Annotated in this window: 17 protein-coding genes; 11 read left to right on the forward strand and 6 right to left on the reverse strand. The window is 67.3% G+C overall.

What is annotated here, in order from left to right; translation table 11 throughout:
• Nucleotides 1–137 precede the first annotated feature (137 nt).
• The 3 genes from AAHM41_RS00165 to AAHM41_RS00175 all read right to left on the reverse strand — a co-directional run bounded on the left by AAHM41_RS00165 (nucleotide 138) and on the right by AAHM41_RS00175 (nucleotide 4,060).
• The gene (locus AAHM41_RS00165; RefSeq protein WP_342234469.1) at nucleotides 138–2,015 is read right to left on the reverse strand and encodes a mechanosensitive ion channel family protein; all 1,878 of its coding nucleotides are present in this window, start codon (nucleotides 2,013–2,015) and stop codon (nucleotides 138–140) included.
• Nucleotides 2,016–2,413: 398 nt separating this feature from the next.
• Entirely contained in the window at nucleotides 2,414–3,373 is a 960-nt protein-coding gene (locus tag AAHM41_RS00170; RefSeq protein WP_342234470.1) for a LysR family transcriptional regulator, read from the reverse strand.
• Between the two features lie 450 nt (nucleotides 3,374–3,823).
• Entirely contained in the window at nucleotides 3,824–4,060 is a 237-nt protein-coding gene (locus AAHM41_RS00175) for a helix-turn-helix domain-containing protein (protein ID WP_446719417.1), read from the reverse strand.
• Between the two features lie 151 nt (nucleotides 4,061–4,211).
• On the opposite strand from AAHM41_RS00175, the gene AAHM41_RS00180 reads away from it, so the two are divergent.
• Nucleotides 4,212–4,850: a hypothetical protein gene (locus tag AAHM41_RS00180; RefSeq protein WP_342234471.1), complete on the forward strand. Its 639-nt coding sequence runs from the start codon at nucleotides 4,212–4,214 to the stop codon at nucleotides 4,848–4,850.
• A 503-nt stretch (nucleotides 4,851–5,353) separates the two neighbouring features.
• On the opposite strand, the gene AAHM41_RS00185 is transcribed toward AAHM41_RS00180, so the two are convergent.
• A complete protein-coding gene (locus AAHM41_RS00185; protein ID WP_342234472.1) occupies nucleotides 5,354–5,884 on the reverse strand; it encodes a hypothetical protein in 531 nt (176 codons plus the stop codon).
• A gap of 471 nt (nucleotides 5,885–6,355) precedes the next feature.
• On the opposite strand from AAHM41_RS00185, the gene AAHM41_RS00195 reads away from it, so the two are divergent.
• From AAHM41_RS00195 to AAHM41_RS40545, 4 genes are all read left to right on the forward strand, one after another.
• Nucleotides 6,356–6,691, forward strand: a complete 336-nt coding sequence (locus tag AAHM41_RS00195; RefSeq protein WP_342234473.1) for a hypothetical protein — start codon at nucleotides 6,356–6,358, stop codon at nucleotides 6,689–6,691.
• Nucleotides 6,688–7,179, forward strand: coding sequence for a MucR family transcriptional regulator (locus tag AAHM41_RS00200; protein WP_342234474.1), 492 nt, complete (start codon nucleotides 6,688–6,690; stop codon nucleotides 7,177–7,179). The genes AAHM41_RS00195 and AAHM41_RS00200 overlap by 4 nt, the downstream gene beginning before the upstream one ends.
• Before the next feature lie 109 nt (nucleotides 7,180–7,288).
• Complete coding sequence (locus AAHM41_RS00205; RefSeq protein ID WP_342234475.1) at nucleotides 7,289–7,720, forward strand: hypothetical protein; 432 nt, start codon at nucleotides 7,289–7,291, stop codon at nucleotides 7,718–7,720.
• A gap of 154 nt (nucleotides 7,721–7,874) precedes the next feature.
• Nucleotides 7,875–8,027 (forward strand): hypothetical protein, encoded by a 153-nt coding sequence (locus tag AAHM41_RS40545; protein WP_446719418.1) that lies wholly within the window; start codon nucleotides 7,875–7,877, stop codon nucleotides 8,025–8,027.
• Between the two features lie 624 nt (nucleotides 8,028–8,651).
• Here AAHM41_RS40545 and AAHM41_RS00215 read toward each other — a convergent pair.
• Nucleotides 8,652–9,359 carry a TetR/AcrR family transcriptional regulator gene (locus AAHM41_RS00215; protein ID WP_342234477.1) on the reverse strand — a complete coding sequence of 236 codons (708 nt, stop codon included), beginning with the start codon at nucleotides 9,357–9,359 and terminating at the stop codon, nucleotides 8,652–8,654.
• A gap of 704 nt (nucleotides 9,360–10,063) precedes the next feature.
• Here AAHM41_RS00215 and AAHM41_RS00220 point away from each other — a divergent pair.
• Nucleotides 10,064–10,576, forward strand: coding sequence for an SRPBCC family protein (locus AAHM41_RS00220; protein ID WP_342234478.1), 513 nt, complete (start codon nucleotides 10,064–10,066; stop codon nucleotides 10,574–10,576).
• Nucleotides 10,577–10,799: 223 nt separating this feature from the next.
• Here AAHM41_RS00220 and AAHM41_RS00225 read toward each other — a convergent pair whose 3' ends face one another.
• Nucleotides 10,800–11,963: an iron-containing alcohol dehydrogenase gene (locus AAHM41_RS00225; RefSeq protein ID WP_342234479.1), complete on the reverse strand. Its 1,164-nt coding sequence runs from the start codon at nucleotides 11,961–11,963 to the stop codon at nucleotides 10,800–10,802.
• A 101-nt stretch (nucleotides 11,964–12,064) separates the two neighbouring features.
• On the opposite strand from AAHM41_RS00225, the gene AAHM41_RS00230 reads away from it, so the two are divergent.
• The 5 genes from AAHM41_RS00230 (at nucleotide 12,065) to AAHM41_RS00250 (ending at nucleotide 18,373) form a co-directional block, all read left to right on the forward strand.
• Nucleotides 12,065–12,976 (forward strand): LysR family transcriptional regulator, encoded by a 912-nt coding sequence (locus AAHM41_RS00230; protein ID WP_342234480.1) that lies wholly within the window; start codon nucleotides 12,065–12,067, stop codon nucleotides 12,974–12,976.
• Nucleotides 12,977–13,510: 534 nt separating this feature from the next.
• Complete coding sequence (locus tag AAHM41_RS00235; protein ID WP_342234481.1) at nucleotides 13,511–14,893, forward strand: amidohydrolase family protein; 1,383 nt, start codon at nucleotides 13,511–13,513, stop codon at nucleotides 14,891–14,893.
• Nucleotides 14,894–15,408: 515 nt separating this feature from the next.
• Nucleotides 15,409–15,921 carry an SRPBCC family protein gene (locus AAHM41_RS00240; RefSeq protein ID WP_342234482.1) on the forward strand — a complete coding sequence of 171 codons (513 nt, stop codon included), beginning with the start codon at nucleotides 15,409–15,411 and terminating at the stop codon, nucleotides 15,919–15,921.
• 27 nt (nucleotides 15,922–15,948) lie between these two features.
• Nucleotides 15,949–17,037, forward strand: coding sequence for an amidohydrolase family protein (locus tag AAHM41_RS00245; protein ID WP_342234483.1), 1,089 nt, complete (start codon nucleotides 15,949–15,951; stop codon nucleotides 17,035–17,037).
• A gap of 400 nt (nucleotides 17,038–17,437) precedes the next feature.
• Nucleotides 17,438–18,373, forward strand: coding sequence for a 3-keto-5-aminohexanoate cleavage protein (locus tag AAHM41_RS00250; RefSeq protein WP_342234484.1), 936 nt, complete (start codon nucleotides 17,438–17,440; stop codon nucleotides 18,371–18,373).
• The last annotated feature ends 18 nt before the right edge of the window (nucleotides 18,374–18,391 follow it).

Below are 18,391 nucleotides of genomic sequence, written 5' to 3' on the forward strand. Positions count from 1 at the left end.
ATGCTCTCGCTATCATATAGTCAAGATAGCGAGACGACAACTCCAGTGTCAAAGAGCTTGGCGGCTTATTGAGTTCACTATTGAATATACCAATAACGGATATTACGATTACCTGGTTTGAGGCCTGAAGCCGGACTTTACGCTGCTGGCGTGGCGACGGGCCGGGCGGAAGGGGACACTGCCGCGCTTGGCTGCTGCGTGGCGGCAGCCTCGCTTTGCGCCTGCGTCGCCGTTGAGGCTGATGCGCCGCCGGCCACGGTGACGGTCGGGAAGGCGAAGGCGATGCCGTTGGCTTCGAAGGCCTTCTTGATCATCGCCATGGCCCGGCGCCGGATCACGAACTGCTCGCCCGGCTTGGTCATCATCTTCAGCCGGATCTGGATGGCATAGTCGCCGAACTGCTCCACCCCCTGCATCTTCAGCGTCTCCAGGATGTGCGGCGCGAATTCCGGATCGGCCGCCAGCTCCTTGCCGACCTGCTTGACGATCGGTTTGATCTTGTCGAGGTCGGTGTCGTAGGTGACGCTGATCGTCATCTTGTCGATCACCCAGTCACGCGAATAGTTGGTGATCTTGTCCAGCGCGCCGAACGGGATGGTGTGCAGCGCGCCGCGGTGGTGGCGCAGCTTGAGCGAGCGCAGCGAGAACCCCTCCACCGTGCCGCGGATGCTGCCGCTCTCGATGTACTCGCCGATGCGGAAGGCGTCGTCGAACAGGAAGAACATGCCGGAGATGACGTCCTTCACCAGGGTCTGGGCGCCGAAGCCGACGGCGAGGCCGACCACCCCGGCGCCGGCGACCAGCGGCCCGATCTCCACCCCCAGCGCGGCGAGCGCGATCAGCCCGGCCATCACCGCCAGCACCACGAACAGCACGTTCTTCAGGATCGGCAGCAGGGTGCGCAGCCGGGCGTGGCGCCGGGCGTCGTCGCCGGAACCGAGCCCCACATCGGCGGCGACGATGCGCTGGTCCAGCCAGGCCCGCAGCAGGTGCCAGGCGAAGTCCGCCGTGAGCAGGATAATGACGGCCTTGAAGACACCTGGCAGGACATGCATGCCTGCGCCGTCCGGTCTCGTCAGGGTCGCAAGGTCGAGCTTCAGGATCGAGGCCACGAGGAGGGCCGCCCCGATCAACAGGAGAGCTCGGAGCCCGCGCTCCAGGGCGACCGCCGTCAGCGATGTGGATTCCGCGGGGGCCGCCTCCGAACCTGGTGGCCGCAGCAGATGCCCGACCGCCGAGCGCATGCCCCGGATCGTGATCGGCAGGAGCAGCAGAATGAGGCCGATGTAGAAGGGGGCGGGTGATCCGAAGAACAAGGCCAGCCAGACACCGACAAGGTAGAAGGACACCAGCCAGCAGACCACGGTGTGACGGCGGCGGATCCGGTCGAGGCCATCGAGGCTCGGGGCGCGCCACAGTGCGGAAAGGGCCAGTCCCAACAGCACCAGGCCGCAGGCCAGCCCGACCAGGTACCAGCTCTCGCCGGACAGCGAGAGAGACCTCAAAATGGTCAGGGTCGAGCGGGCGAAAAAGAACCACCCGAGGATTGCCGTCGACCAGACGAGCCAATAGCAAGCCGCTCGATTCGCCATGGGGATCAATCTGAGAGCTTCGGATCTCGGGGCCAGCAAAATCTGGCAAGAAACGAGATTTGCTCTCACAACAAGGGCGACCAGCAGATAATAGAGTGTGACGTCCTGAAGCAAGGGCGGCCAATCAAAGATCAGGAAGGCGCCGAGGCTGCCGGTCGCATAGATGAGGAGTGCCGCGACACCATGGAGGGCGTTCAGGCCTACGGCGCGAATGCGATCCGGAACCGTCGCGAAGGGCGGCTTCACTGTCCGGCGCCGAAAGGCCGTCGTCGATCTCCGAAATGCGTATTCCCAGCCAAGTCCAAGCGCCACGAAGAGCAGAAAGGATGTCACGATCCAGATGGGGCCGCGGGGCTGGGACCCCATCGCCAATCTGCCCCAGGCCCGCTCGATCTCCCTGGGCAGGTCGGGAAGGGCCGCCACCAAACGCCAGAGGAAATTGCGCGTCCAATCGATCCTTCTCGTGATGTCGCTTTGAGCTCCGTCCGGCTGCGCGCCATCGCGAGCCGGAAGAGGGGCCGCCTCCGTCGGCTCGAGCCTGGCCTTGAGCCATTGCCGGGCGCCCGGGTCCCGGAGAAGTTCCTCCAGGGCCAGATATCGACCGGTCAGGCTGTCCCTCCCAGCGGCGTCGGGGTGGGGTTCAGCGGCGCCGGAGGGGCTTCCGATCAGCGTGGCGGAGGTGATGCTCGCCGCGAGGACGGAGAGTCTGAGGCGCCTTCCCAGCTTGATCGGGATCCCGCGACCTCCGTGGCCTGTGTCGCGCGAAAGGGCCCGAGCCGGAAGATAGGCGACGGGGGCAGGCCAAGTCGCAAGGCAGCTCCTCATGACGCCAGGAGAGCTTCCGTGAAAGACTCAGCCCGGAGGTGATCCTGTTCGAGCGACTGGCGAATCTCTCCGATGATCCATTCGCGGATCGACGAATTCTGCCAGCGGGCATGCCAGGCCAGCGAGACCTGGAACGGTCGGACCGCCAGCGGGGGCTCGATACAGGCGAGCCCGAACATCGGCGCATAGATCTCGGCCAGCCGACGAGGGACCGTGGCTATGAGCGAGCTGGACCTCACAACGGACAGGGCAGGAAAGAAGAACGGCACGGTCGCGACCACGTTCCGGCTCATCCCGAGTTCCTCGAGGGTACGATCCACGACCCCACGGCTGTCGCCTTCGAACGACACCAGGACATGCTCGGCAGCGGCATAGGTGTCGAGAGAGATCGTGCCGCGCACGAGGGCCGGGTGATCCGGCCGCGCGATGACCGCGAAGGTCTCTTGAAAGAGCGGCTCAAAATCTATTCCCGGCGAAACGTTGTGGAAGACACCCATCGCCAGCTCGAGTTCGCCGGAGCTGAGGCCATCGATCGCGTGCTGGCGAAGCACAGGGCGCAGGCTGACGACCAGCCCCGGCGCGATGTTGCGCAGATGGCGGATCAGGGGTGGGGCGAGCACTGCGCAGTCGCAGTCGGCGGCTCCGATGCGGATCAGGCCGCTCGCCGTGGCAGGCTGGAAGGCGCGATCGGGATTGATGAGGCCTTCAGCCATCTCGACCAATCGGCGGACCGATGGCTCGAGCTCGAGCGCGCGGGCCGTTGGCTCGAGACCGTTCGGGCGCCGCAGGAACAGCTCGTCCTCGATCACGTCTCGCAGGCGGCCAAGCGCATGCGAGATGGTCGACTGCGTCAGGCCGAGCCGGTCCGCGACCAGCGTCGCCTTTCGGTGGCGCATCAACTCCAAGAAGATCACGAGCAAGTTGAAGTCGAGGCGCCTGATATCGATCTTGCTCATATCCGATTTCATTTGTTTTCATTATTATCAATATTGAGCCCTTGATGTGCGACATGCAAGGGGGCTGTCTCGGTCCCCCGAAAGCAAGGCGTGTGCCCTGCGGTGGCGGATCGCGCACTGGTTCACGTGGCCCCGGTGCGTGGGGCGGGAGAGGCGGCTCGATGGGCCCCGCGGCCGCGGGGCACGGAGCGATAGCTGTACCGCTTGGGGCGCTCCGACCATCAGCCGCTTCGCCGCCCCGATGGCGAGCCGCTCGAAGGTCCGGTCGATCCGAGACATGTTTCTGCCGGTCGAAGTACGCCTTGGGCGACGCATTCCGATTCGCGTCCCGAGACATCGCTTCGCCCGAGGTCAGATCTCTCCGGAGGGCACGGAGTTGCGGCTCGGCGCGCGGATCAAACCACCGAGGGGGCCTAGCGGGAGGGCGGACTCCCGGCGGCGGAAACGTTCCTAGCCGCCGGAACTCGGCCTTGACAGCCGTACACCCGGGCCGCCCCCGTTCTCCGGGATGAACTCGATGCCGGCAGTCTCGAAGGCTTCGCGGATTGCAGCCACCGTCGATTCCCGTAGGCGCTCGCCTCGCTCCAGCCGTGCGACCGTGTCCGGGGAGACATTGGCGATCCGAGCCAAATCGCGCGTGCCCCAGCCGAGCGCAACGCGAGCCATCTTGGACTGAATCGCTTTCATTTCGTACCAGTGGTACGATTTTGATTGAGCCGACCAGCCATCCGCATTATCGTATCCTTGCTACGAATCTTGTCACCTTGTAGGCGGCCACACGAAGTGTTGCGACCACCTCGTGCGGCCTGACCACAATCCAGCTGCAAGGAGCCGGACCATGGCTGACGACCACGATAGCACGACTCCGTCCACGCTCAGCCGCCGCGCCCTGCTCGGGGGCGCCACAATCCTGCCGATCGGCGCGGCCGACGTCCGGCGCCGCGGCGCAAGCTCCGATCCCGTCCTCGACCTCTTTCAGGAGTGGCGGGCACTCCATGCCGAGCTGGATGCCTGGCAGGACGACTGGCAGAAGAAGGAGGGCGTCCTGCTTCGCACCGTCGGCATGCCGCGCGTGCAGGTCCCGGTGCCGGGCCAAGCCGAGCCGGTCTCGGCCTGCGAGCCAGCCGAGATCGACGAGCTGCTCGAGGATCTGCCCGGAACGGAAGAACTTCGCCAAAGGCTGCATCGTGAGTTCGCGGCGCATCGGCGGCGCTGGGAAATCGCCGCGGCGGCAATCGGACTCGGCCCGGTGGAGGAGCGTGTCGACCTCGCCTGGGATCGGTGGGAGGCCCTTACCGAAGCCGTATGGCAGGTGCCGGCCGGCAGCCTGGCCGGCGTCGCCGCCAAGCTCGCGATGGTACTCTCAATGGGCCAGTCCCGCTGCGATGACGAGGAGTTCCCTTGGCCGCCTTTGCGCTTCGTGCTGGCCGATCTCCAGCGCCTCGGCAGGCTGCCGGACAGCGCGGCATCGACCTGACGGTCGAAGCGGCTTTCCGAGGCAGAAACGCCATCGTGACCGAATCGCCGTAGGATTTCCCGAGAGCCTTGGACTTGCCGGACCGCTGCGATGACAGTCGATCGTCGAAGTCCGGGGAGGACGGATGTGGCGGAGGATGAGGCCAGCGGCCTGCGCCGGTCCACGGCAGACGAGACGCGGAACTGACCGTGCAGATTGTCGCGGCGCACGTGGCGCACGACACTGTTGCGGTCGGGCTGTGGCCCGCCCTGATGGATCACATCCTTTCGCGGGTCTGTCGGCCCGAGACCGCGAGAGGGTGGTGCCCCTGCCGAAGCTGGCAGAGGACGGATCACTTCCGGATCGACCGGTACAAGGCCGGTGAGTTCAGCGGCGCCGCGACCGAGGACGAGACCTCGTCCGACCGCGAGGAGCGCATCGACGTCTCCGAAGCGATGGTCTTCCTCGCCATGGGCTGCGTCATGCTCCGCACGATCGCCTATCCGAGAGTTCCCAGAAGCCCTCTAAGGCTCGGAGCGGATCGCTTCGAAAGTCTGTTGCACGCGCCAAACGCCAGCATCGAGCAACTCGTTGGTCCATCTGAACGCGTCCTTCTCGATATCCGAGAAAGACCAGCGCATTCGCGGCAACGTGCCTTCCGTCGTTTCCAGAACGACCCGATCCTCGAGCTGCCGAGCGATGAAAGTGCGTACCACCCGATGCATCGGGCCGATCCAGGTGGATTGCCACGCGCCAATCCCGTCGTCGTAGAAGCGAATGCTGGTCCCGTATTCGTAGTCGCTGCCGGCATGCCGCTGCGAGAGTGGCGGTACGATCCACACGTCCTGAATGCCGCGCCCTTCCAGCACCCAGGCAAAATGCCATTCGCCGTGCTGTTCGCGGCTGACGTTGCCTGCGGTGTCGTACCAGCGCACGATCAAATCCCAACTGCCGATGAAGGGGGCAAAGATCCGCCTCTCGGGTGGTATCGAAGCATTGGCTTCATTACCGACCAGTGCGGCCACAAACGCATCGACCGATTTGATCGCGCTCATCACGAAACCTCCCACCGCTCGTCGGGACGACAGCCGCTCTATCGAAGAGTCCGAAGAGTCTGGTGCCCACGGTTCCGGCTGCCATCAACTCGTATAGTAGATGTTTGTCCACTGAACAATACGAGGGCGGTCTCATGGCTTTCACTGGCCGGGAAATCGTCTTACGAATGCTTCGATGCCAGGTTGAAGCCCTTGAGCCGGGCGGCCCTCTGACGCCGCCGATCGCAGCTTCGGACCCGTGTCTTCTTCTGGGCAAGCCGGATGCGGTCCATCTCCAGGGATGCTGGGCCAGTCCAATTTTGATCGCACTAAAAGAAGCGCTCCCGGCATAAGAGAGTGAGCCTGGCGGCGCGGTGACCATGGGCGAAGACGCCGAAGTGGCGGATGCGATGGAACCCGTCCGGCAGGACAGCGGTGGGAAGCAGCGGATAAACGCGTCGGTGCCGAGGGGCATCACCGCGGACTCGCCACGTGGCGGTCATCGTTCCATCGGAAGGCGACCCGACCGTGCGCCAGGCCGATCAGACACGACCTGCCGATGGCGAAGCGACGGGTGTCGCGGCGGCCGTGGGCCAGTCCCGGCGCGATGATGAGGCGGTCCCGTGGCTGGCCTCGCGCTCCGTGTCGGCCGATTTCCAGCGCCTCGGCAGGCTGCCGGACTGCGCAGTTTCGACCGGACAATCGTCCGGCTTCCGGACGCGTGAACCCCTTCCTGATCGAAGCGCCGTAGGATCTCCCGAAAGCCCTGGACTTGCCGAACGGCTGCGAAAACAGTCGATCGTCGAAGTCCGGGGAGAACTGATATGACGGGGGACGCGGCCAGCGGCCTGAAACGGTCCGTGGCAGACGAGGCGCGGGAGCTGACCGTGCAGATTGTCGCCGCGCGTGTGGCGCACAACACCGTTGCGGTGCGTGACCTGCCCGCGCTGATCGACCAAGTCTACAACGTCCTCGCAGGGCTCAGGAGCCCATTGGAGTCGGCGCAGGAGCGGAGCCAGCCGGCTGTGCCGGTCAGAAAGTCTGTCACCTCGGACTGGATCATCTGCCTCGAGGATGGCAGGAAGTTGAGGATGCTCAAGCGGCATCTGAGGACTGCCTACAACATGACGCCCGACGAGTACCGCGAGCGCTGGGGCCTGCCCTCCGACTACCCGATGGTCGCGCCGAACTATTCCACCCGGCGCAGTGCGCTGGCGAAGGCGGCCGGGCTCGGAACGCGTCGTCCCGCAACCGGGCCCGCCTCTGTGCCGCAGCCTGCTGCTCCGAGCGGCCGCCGCGGGCGCGGAACGGCCTGATACACCGGATCCGGCGCTCGCGACCAGCGCCGGCGGACGTGCACCGCCGCCGTGACCCGTCACTCAACCCATCGGCGACTCCGCATCCGATGCCTGGGGCCGTCGCCTCATGCAGCGTGCCGAACGCCGCCTTGCCGAGCGCGAAAGCCGTGCCGTTCGCATCCTCGCGGAAAGCGATGATCTGCTCGGTGTCGTCGACGAGAGCCGGCTTGGCGCACTCCGATTCCGCCGGGTCGGCGAAGAGACTTTCCTGGCGCCTGTCCGTGCCGGCGTGCCCGCCCTGATCGAACTCGGCGGGCTGCTGCAGATCACCGAGCGAAGTCTCCGGGACGAGGAAACAGACGAAGACCTCCAGCTCATCCTCGCGCCCGGATCCTCCCTCGGCGGTGCGCGGCCCAAAGTGTCGGTCATCGACCAGCATGGCCAGCTCTCCATCGCCAAGTTTCCGAAGGAGACCGACGACTACAGCATGGAGACCTGGGAGGAAATCGCGCTGTGGCTGGCCGCCGGGGCCAGCTTCGCTACCCGCAACACGAACTGATCGAAGTGGCCGACAAAGCAGTCATGCTGTCGCGACGCTTCGACCGCGCCGGTGCGATCCGCATCCCCTTCCTGTCGGCAATGGCGATGATGGGCGCCAGGGGGGCGAGCGCGGCAGCTATCCGGAAATTGTCGACGCCCTTGCGCAACATGGCGTGCAGGGAAAAGCGGACGCCCATGCGCTCTATCGGCTGGTCGCCTTCAACGTGCTCGTCTCCAATCTCGACGATCGCCTGCGCAATCATGGCTTCCTTTGGTTCGGCAAGGCAGGGTGTCTGAGAAGTGGATCTCGGCTGCACCTTTCTTGAGGGGGTAGCCGTTCCATGCACCATCGAGGACGGGCGGCGCATCCAGATCGAGACCATCGCGCCGGGATCCAGATCCCGATCTGATCGTGCGGCCTGTCGCTGACAAGCGGAGCGGCGGTCTCGTCGCCCCGCCGAATAGCCGAACATCGCGACGAGCGCACTCTGGACCAAGGTTCGGACGATCGCTCGCAATTCTGGAACAGGGCGTGAGCGGCGCTGGCAATGGGCGCATCATCGCAATCGGCGCCAGACGTCTCGGCGTCTACGTCGTCGAACAGCCGTTGCCGCTCATCATGACCGCGCTGGTTCTGATCGCAGACGAAATATCACTCTTGATCGCGAGACCGGCAACGTCGTCGAGGACGGGTTCCATTTCGCGCCCGTCGTCTCCCGCAAGCGCAATCCGATTCTGCGGACGGTTTTCCTTGATGATCGCCCGGCGACATCTCCGGCGTCACTGATCTCGCGTCGGGCTCGGAAACCGTCGCGTCGCACTCGCTATACCCATGGATCTGGCGGCTGGGACTGCGCTGCCGAACACTTCACAGCCTTCGGGAGAAGGCGGGACGACACGCCCGGCCAGAGCATCCTCGCGGATCACCCAGCATCGACGGGCGGCTGCGGCTAAGGACGCGCGCTCGATCTGCCGCGGGAGGCGGGCGCCTTCGGCGCCGGCTTCGTCCTCGCCTTCTCGGGGCGTCGCTTGGCCGCCGGCTGCTCGTAGCGCGCCAGGAAGCTGTCCCACGCCTTGCGGACACCTTCGCGGTCGTTGTTCGCCAGCAGGTCGAGGTAAAGGCCGCGCAACACGCCCAAGGCGAGGCGGCCTTCGATCTGCGCCTCCTGCAGCGAGCGGCCGGTGCTGAGGCTGACCTTGGTGAGGGCCTCGTTCCAGTATCTGTCGAGTCCCTCGAAGAGGGCTGGTGCGCGACCGCGCAGGGCCTGGGCGAACATCTCCACATAGAGGCGCCCATAGGTCAGCATCAGCGGAGAGGTGATGTGATCCCAGATCTGGCGGATCTCGTCGGCAGGGGGCAGATCCGCCCGCTCATCCATGGCCTTCAGCGTCTCGCTGATCCGCGATTCGACTGCGTGGACGACGGCGGCCAGCAGGTTCTCCTTCGACTCGAAGTGGTAGCCGAGCATGCGGTGGCTCGTGCCAATCGCGGCGGCGAGCTGGCGCAGCGTAAGGTCGGCGGTGCCGTGCTCGCCGACATAGTCGATGGTGGCTCGCAGGAGTTCCTGGCGCGGATCCTTCTTCGGGCCGTCCCGGCGCCGCCGGCGCGCCGTCGCCTCGACGGCCTCCGGTTCTCCCGCCGCCCGTGCCTTCTTCACTCGTGCCCTCTCAGCACCCATGCCTCCTCATTCCCTCTGTCTCCCGGGCGGCCGCGTTCTTGCCGGCGTGAGCGCCGATCCCAACCCGGACATGGTAGCGCAGAAAACCTTTGGCGGGCCACGGGCTGTTCCGCCTGTGTCTTTACCGTGGAACGGTAGCCATGCCGTCATTGCGGCCGGGACGCGCGGCGCCGGGCTGCCAAGCCGTGCCGGGCGGAAGATCGGGCGGCGGTCGGTGAGGCGGCGCGTACGCTTTGGCCGGCTGGCTGGCTGGCCGGGTGCCGGGCGGCCAGGCCCGCAATGGCGAGGCGGCGGGGGCGACGCGCGATGCCACGGCGATGCTTTCGGCTTGTCTGCGGCGCGGGTCGGCCGGCCCGCCTCGACAATGCGGATCGCCCCAAGGGCCGACTGCTGCCGCAACATGGGCGGTGTAACCGGAACGGTGGGGCCGGATTTGATCCAGCCGGGCGTCTCGGCCGGAGATGGTCCGGATTGCGGATTCGGAACAGACGAGCCGCTGCGGCTCTCGGACGCCATGCATGTCGTCGAGGTGTCGTGGTATCGGAGCACAGTGTTCCATATGGAACATTATGATTGTGTCCGGGGGTCGCGTGCAATATTGTCCCGCGTGGAACATCTGAGGCCCGGTGGCCGGCTGCGGATCCGTGCCGGTCGCATGCAAAGAGATGGAAGGAGGCAGGGCTGTGAGTCATCAGCTGCACGATGGAAAGCGGGTCTCGGTGCGCCAGATCCGCGAGACCGACGCACCGCTCGAGGCGGTGTTCGAGCTGATCCGGGACTCTACGACCTGGGGCGGCTGGTCGTTCGCGCACTATGTGACAATGGAACGGCTGGGCGCGGAGGATCCGCACGGACCCGGAGCGATCCGGGTGGCGACGGCTTACTTCGTCGGCCAGGCCGTGCCGCTCACCCTGCGCGAGGAGATCGTGGAGCTGGTCCCCAATCGGCGCATTTGCTACCGGGTGCTGGACGGCGTGCCGGTGATCGCCCATCTGGGCGAGATCGACTTCATCCCGCGCGAGGGTGGGGGCACGCGGATCGAGTGGACGTCGTCGTTCTACCCCGAGGCGCCCGAGGATGGGCCGATTTTGCGCCGGCTGACTGAAAACGCGCTGCGCATCATCACCCGCCAGGCATGTCTAGCGGTGCAACACCCCGCCATCCAGCGGCCCGAGCGGCTCCAGAGGGCGGCATAGGGCGGCGGGAGCCTCGTCAGGAGCAGGCCCCGTCTCAGCCGGTTGCGCCGCCGGCGTTGGGCCCCAATTCCGATCGACGACCGCGAGAGCGTGGTCAGGTCGTCGGATGGGAACCTCTGGGAGGCTGCCGCCCAGCCCGGCAGGCGGAGCCGTCGACGGGCACCGGGCGGCCGGCCGCGGCGTCGGCCATTCCGCGGAGACGTGTGACGCCAGCTCTTGGGCGTCACGCATTCCAGGTTCGCCGGTAGAGGCTGACGACCTCATCGGCGGTGGGGACGACGGGATTGTTGGCAGGCGAACCGGAGGCCAGTGCCTGCTCCGCCATCAGGGGGATGAGCTCGTTCCAGCGGCGCTCGTCGATGCCGTAGGTGCGTGGGGTGGGCACGGCGAGGTCCGCGTTGAGGCGCGCGAGCTCGCCGACGAGCCGCTCGGCGGCGGCCTCGTCGCCATCGCCGCCGTCCGCCAGGCCCATGGCGCGGGCGCAATCGGCGTAGCGCCCCACGGCCGCCGGCATGGAGTAAGTCGTGATGACCGGCAGCAGCATCGCGTTCGACAGGCCGTGCGGCACGTGGAAATGCGCGCCGATCGGGCGGCTCATGCCGTGCACGAGGGCGACCGAGCTGTTGGAGAAGGCGATCCCGGCCTGGGTCGCGCCCAGCATCATCCTGGCCCGGGCCTCTCGGTCCATCGGATCGGCCCACACCCGCCGCAGCGACGGCGCGATCGAGCGCAAGGCGGCAAGCGCGAAGGTGTCGGAGAACGGGTTGGCCCGCCGCGACACATAGGCCTCGATGCCGTGGGTCAGGGCATCGAGGCCGGTGTCGGCGGTCAGGCGCGGGGGCATCGTCAGCGTGAGTTCGTAGTCGACGAGAGCGGCGATCGGCAGGTAGGCAAGACCGGCGCACAGCATCTTCTCGCCGCGCAGATCGTCCGTGATCACGGTGAAGCGCGTGGCCTCCGACCCGGTGCCCGCCGTGGTCGGCACGGCGATGATCGGCAAGCCCGGGGTGTCCTGGACGAACGGTGTCCTGTAGTCGGACATCTCCCCGCCATGCCTGGAGAGCACGGCGATGGCCTTGGCGCTGTCGATGGGGCTGCCGCCGCCGAAGCCGACGACGCAGTCGTGGTCGCCCGCGAGCAGGACATCGCGCGCTGCCTCGACGCAGCCGACGGTCGGCTCCGGGACGGTCTCTGAGAACACCCGTGACGCGATCCCCGCCTTCTTGAGCGAGGTCGCGAGCCTCTCGGCCCGCCCGCTTCGCAGAAGGTAGCCGTCGGTGACGATCAAGGGGCGCGACAATCCGAGCGTGGCGAGGGTTTGGGCAAGCTCGGCCGAGGCGCCGGCCCCGATACGCAGGATGCGTGGCAGATGGATCGAAACGGTCATGCTTCCTCCCTGCGACGGTACGCCCGTGATGATCGAAGGGGGCGGCGCGGGCAAGAGGCAACGCCGCACCGAAGCTGTGCGAAGATGCGGGAGACGTGCAGATGCCTCGGTTCGACTGGAATGACCTGCGGCATTTCCTGGCGGTTGCCCGCGCAGGCACCGTGTCCAGCGCCGCCCGGCACATGGGTGTCGACCACGCCACCGTGATCCGGCGGGTCGACGCCTTGGAGCAGGGCCTGGGCTCGCGTCTCTTCGAGCGCAATCCGAGGGGGTACAATCTGACCCAGGGCGGAGAGCGCCTGCTGGCGCACGCGGAGGCCATCGAGGCCGAGGCCCGGGAGGCGGAACGCACGCTCGGCGCATCTGCGCGCGACCTCGCCGGCGTCGTCCGTGTGACCGTCCTGGAGGGTTTCGGGAGCTTCTTCCTGGCGGGCCGCCTCCCACGTTTCGCGGCACAACATCCGAAGCTGCGGGTCGACGTCCTGACCATCCAGCAGATCGTCGCGCTGTCGCGGCGGGAGGCGGACATCGATGTCAGCCTGCACGCGCCCGCATCCGGCCGTTACCTGCGGGAGCACCTCACGGACTACACCCTGCACATCTACGCCCACCAGGACTACCTCAAGGGGGTGGCTCGCATCATCGACGCCTCGGAGCTGCGCGCTCATCCCTTCATCGGCTACGTCGATGACCTCGTCTTTATTCGCGCGCTCGACTATGCGGGCGAACTGGGCGGCCCGCGCCCCCGGCTTCAGTACTCCAGCCTCCAGGCGCAGCTGGAAGCGGTGTGCGCAGGGTTCGGCCTTTGCGTTCTGCCGGACTTCGTGGCGGCGCGCCGGCCGGGGCTGATGCCGGTCCTGCCGGACGAGGTGGTGCTGCGCCGGAGCTACTGGCTCGTTGCGGCGGAAAGCGTCGCCGCCAGCCCGCGGGTCCGGTCGGTCATCGGGTTCATCAGGGCCGAAGCCCGGGCGGCACGGGCCCTGTTCCTCCCGTCCGCCAGGCGTGATCCCTAGACGGCGCACCGCGCGGGAAAATGGCCCTTGCGCAAAAGTGTTCCATATGGAACACTATTTGGCGTGCTGCGGTGAGCGGGAGCGCCTGCTCGGGCCATCGCGGCTGCGACGAATTCCGACCGGCGGTTCCGCCTGAGGCGGGCCAAGGCGAGGTCGGAGCCATCAGGCCATAGACCGGGAGCCTTGCTCCTGAGGAAAGGGGGGAACGCGCGCCATGAAGGCCGCTGCTTTGCCGCAGGTGTTTGCCGCCTTCAGCGCAGCCGGATGCAGCAGAGCCGTACCGGATGCCGGTCCTGTGCTCCTCCTTCCGGCGGTCGCAGCGCTGTCTGTCGGGGTTGTCCTACGGCCCGGCTTCCGCCCTTTGGCACCTCAAGGCCAGCCTCGATCCGGACCGATCCGGCTGCGCCGCCGGGTGCTGTGCGCCTGTCGCGCTCATCCCCGGCGAAGCCGCGCCTTCAATGCTCCAACGCCGCGACATCAGCCGAGCGGACATGCCCGCTTCCTAGAATCCCACATGAACCGGAGGCCACGATCATGGCTGAGAAACCGCCATCATTCCTCGATCGCCTGAGCAGCGACGAATACGACCCATTGCCCTACACCCCGTCGGACCGGCGGGTGCTGGCGCACACCGACCAGCTGGTCCAGGGGTCCGCCGAGCGGATCAAGGTGAGGCCGCACCTCCTGCATGGGCGCGCGGCGACCGCGGCGGGGCTGATCGCATTGAACCAGGAATGGGGCGTCGACTTCTATCGGGTCCCGCCGGATGCGGTCGCCGATGATGCGACGGCGGCCGAGGCGTTTCGCGGACGGGGGATCGTCATCGACGCCCAGACGCATTTCATGGCCCCGCATTGCGCGCGGACGGTGTCGCGCGACATCGTCGTCGACATGTACAAGGCGATCATGCCGGACTGGTGGACCGAGACCAACGACCTGGTCGCCTTCACCGTAGCGGAATACATCAGCAACGTCTTCCTCGAGACCGAGACCGCGGTCGCCATCCTCACCTCCGGCCCCGGGCTGGACGACACCCGTCCGCTTTTCAACGAGGAGATGCTGGCGACGCGTGAGCTTGTGGACCGCTTCGCCGGCACCGGGCGGCTCCTCAACCACACGGTGGTGCACGCCGACGTGCCGGAAGAAATCGAAGCCATGGCCGAGTGGCGCGAGCGGTGCAATCCGGTGGGCTGGAAGGTCTACACGCCGGGCCGCCTTGGCGCCGACGGCTTCGAGCATGGCTGGATGCTGGACGACGAGCGCTTCGGGCTGCCGTTCCTCGAGCGGGCGCGCAATCTCGGGGTGCCGCTGGTCTGCGCCCATAAGGGCATCAGCCTGATGGTCGACAACGGCTCGCCGCGGGACATCGGCCCCGCGGCCAGGGCATTCCGCGACATGCGCTTCGTGGTCTACCACTCGGGCTACGAGCTGCCGCTGCACGGCGCGCCGGCCGAAGGGGCGTTTACCGACGAGACGGCAGGGCTGGGCGTCAACCGGCTCATCCAGTCGGCGCGCGAGGCCGGAATCGGCAAGGGCGGGAACATCTACCCAGAGCTCGGCACGACGTGGTTCTCGCTGATCCGCCGACCGGTGGAGGCCGCCCATGTGCTGGGCAAGCTGATCGCCTATTTCGGCGAGGACAACGTCATCTGGGGCACCGACAGCTGCTGGTACGGCGCGGCTCAGCCGATCGTCGACGCGTTCCGGGTTTTCCAGATCCCGGACTGGATGTGCGAGACCTACGGCTACAGCCCCCTTACTCCCGAGATGAAGGAGAAGATCCTCAGTCTCAACGCGGCCCGCGTTTACGGGATCGATCTGGCGGCGGCCAGGCGCGCGGCCGAGACCGACGATCTCGCCTGGGCCCGCGCTCTGCTGCAGCAGTACAAGGCCGACGGCTTTCCGGCGCTGCGCTGAGCCTCGGGCCGTTGGGAGGCTGGGCCGCTTCGGTGGCGGGAAGCGTCCCGGAGGCCGCCGGGCCCGAGCGGATCGCCCGCCGCTCTGGGCGCCTCCGGTCCGGACGGCCGTGGCCGCTCTCCGACCGGGGCCTTCCCCTGAGGCTCCGCGCCGGGCCGGCGGAGCCGTCCTCTTCCGGGTCGGCCGCCCGGGAGAGGGCACGCAGGTGATTGCGGCCGGAATTCTCTTGCAAATATGTTCCATATGGAACACTTTAGTGTTAAGGAAGGACATCAAAGGAATCGGGAGGATCCCATGAGTGCGGCGCCGGCGGCGCTTCCTCATCCATAGCGGTCCCGGGTCCGGCGGCCTCGCCGGATCCGTCCGAAGGGGCGGCGTCTTCCTCTGCCGCCGGAGCCTCGAAGATACGGCGTGGCGCGAGACGGGCGGCCGGCGAGCACCGGCGGCAAGCTGGGCGCACGCCGGCCGCGCCCTGATCCGGGCCCGGCTGCCAAGATCAAACCAGGGAGGTGAAGATGACGGTGGATGCAAGGGGCGAGAAGCTCGTCACGGTCAAGCAGGGCTGGGAGTCTGACGCACCGCTCGAAGCCGTGTTCGACCTCGTCAAGGATTCCTTGACCTGGGAGTCGTGGACGATCGCCGATCGAGTGGAGATGGAGTGCTACGGCCAGGAGGATCGCCACGGTCCGGGCGCCATCCGGGTCGTCACGGCGAGCTTCATCGGCCAGTCCGACAAGCGGGTGCTGCGGGAGAAAATCCTCGAGGTGATCCCCTACAAGCGCATCCGCTACTGCGTCTTGGACGGGCTGCCGTTCATCGACTACAACGCGCAGGTCGACTTCATGCGCCGGCCCGGGGGCGGCGTGCGCCTCGAATGGCAGGCCTCGTTCTATCCAGAGTTCGAGGGCGAGGGGCCCATGCTTCGCCGGCTCGTGGAGATGGTGTTCCGGGTGATCATGCGGCAGGCCTGCGTCGCGGTCCGGTATCCTGCGGTCCGCCGCGCGCCCCGGCTGAACGCCGCCGCCTGACCCGACAATCCCGACTGGAGAGAGGCGATGATTGACGGAACCTTCGTGTTCAACGCGGTGTCGCACGCCTGCAATCTGAGCGACGAGAACGTCAGCCCCGACCACTACGGCAACGACCTGCGCGAGCGCTTGATCGCGATCCATCGCGACTGGCAGCCGGGCGTGGGCCTGGACGCCGAAGCCCAGAGCACCGACTGGCCGGTGGAGGTCCTGGCCCGGACCCTGTTCCTTGAGAGCGGGTGCGACATGGCCGCGACGCACACCTTGCGACTGGACTCGATCTTCAAGGACGGCCTCTGTCGGCGCGAGAAGACCCTCGAGGCCGTGCGTCGCTGGCCGCAGAGATTCGTGGGCTATGTCGGCCTGGATCCGACCCTGGGGCTGGACGCCTGCCTTCGTGAGCTCGAAGAGCAGCTTGAGGAGATGCGCGGGGCGGTCGGGCTCAAACTCTATCCGGCCCAGGTGAATCCGCACCGGAGCTGGCGCATGGACGATGAGCGGCTGGTGTTCCCGATCTTCGACATGGCTGCCAAGCGCGGGATCCGGACGGTCGCGATCCACAAGGCCGTGCCCTACGGGCCCGTTCCGCTCGCGCCGTTCCGGGTCGACGACATCGACCTGGCGGCTGACGCCTTCCCGGATCTGTCCTTCGAGATCACCCATGCCGGCATGGCGTTCACCGAGGAGACCTCGATGATGCTGGCGCGCTTTCCGAACGTCTATGCCAACCTCGAGGTCACGTCGGCACATGTGAACTGGGCGCCGGGCCTGTTCGAGGCGGCGTTGGGCCAGTTCATGAAGTGGGGCGGGGCCTCGAAGATCATCTACGCGGACGGGGCCATGCTCACCCACACCCGGCCGATCATCGAGAGCATCCGCCGGTTCCGGTTCAGCCAGCGGACGTTGGATGCGCTGGGAATTCCTCAGATCACCGACGAGGACAAGGCGCTGATCCTCGGGGGCAACTACGCCCGCATCCTCGGCATCGACGTCGAGGCCGCCAAGGCGCGGTTTGCTGACGACGAGTTCTCCCGCGAGCTCGCCCGGACCGGCCTGCAGGAACCCTACTCCAACTGGCGCCGGCATCTGCAGTCCGGCGCCCGGGAGGCGGCCTGACGGCCGGCGAGGCCGACCCCCGTGCCTCCCTGCGCCCGGGTCTCGGGATCATGACGGCCGGACGGCGGGCCTCGATCTCCCGGAGGAGGGCCGGCGGCGCCCGAAAGCGCGGAGGTCAAGGCCGCGTGAAGAGGCAAGGGGGCGTCCCGCGGCAGTGACGCATGACGCGTCCTGATTCGGCCCTCCGCGCCTGCGGCCCGGGCGCCACGATGGCGCCCTCGGTTCCGGAGGCGGGCGCGTGGCGGCCTGGAAGGGACGGGCATCCCGGTTGCGCGGCGCATGCATCGACGGCGTGGGACATCGTGGATCGGGGCCCGGCTCGCTGGCCACCGCGGTTGGCCCCCGGGGACCTCATCGCAGCATTTCGGCCGCCCGGGGCGGCCTGATCGGAGGGCCGGCCATGGCGAGGCGCCGCAAAGTCATCATCACCTGCGCCGTCACGGGCGGCATCCACACGCCGTCGATGTCGCCGGCGCTGCCCGTGACGGCGTCGGAGATCGCCGAGGCGGCGATCGGCGCCGCCGAGGCGGGAGCGGCCATCGTCCACCTCCATGCGCGAGATCCACAGACGGGGCAGCCCGACCAGTCGCCCGATCTGTTCGCACCTATCCTGGAGGCCATCCGCCGGCGCAGCGACGCGGTCGTGAACCTGACCACGGGCGGCGCGCCCTGGATGTCGGTGGAGGATCGCATCCGTCCGGCCGAACGCTTCAGGCCCGAGGTGGCCTCGCTGAACATGGGATCAATGAACTTCGGGCTCTTCCCCATGCTCCGGCGCCTGGGCGACGTCCACCGCGACTGGGAGCCAAGGGCGCTGGAGGCGACGCGCGACACGGTCTTCCGCAACAGCTTCGCCGACATCGAGCACATGCTGCGGACGCTCGGCCCCTCGGGCGTGCGCTTCGAGTTCGAGTGCTACGACACGAGCCATCTTTACAATCTGGGCCACGTCCTGGACCGCGGGCTGGTCCGTCCGCCGCTCTTCATCCAGACGGTCTTCGGGATCCTGGGCGGGATCGGCGCGCATCCCGACGACGTCCATCACATGCGGCGCACGGCCGACCGGCTCTTCGGCGGCAGCTACCAGTGGTCGGCGCTGGGGGCCGGCCGACATCAGATGCCGGTCGCCGCCATGGCCGCGGCCATGGGGGGGCACGTCCGGGTCGGGCTTGAGGACTCCCTGTGGTCGGGGCCGGGGCGGCTCGCCGCCTCGAACGCCGAGCAGGTGGTCACGGCGCGGCGGATCGTCGAGGGGCTGGGCCTGGAGATCGCCACGCCCGACGAGGCGCGCGAGATGCTGGCCCTGAAGGGCGCCGACCTGCTCGCCGCAGGCTAGGACGGCATGCTGCGGTTC

The sequence above is a fragment of the Inquilinus sp. OTU3971 genome, assembly GCF_038440215.1.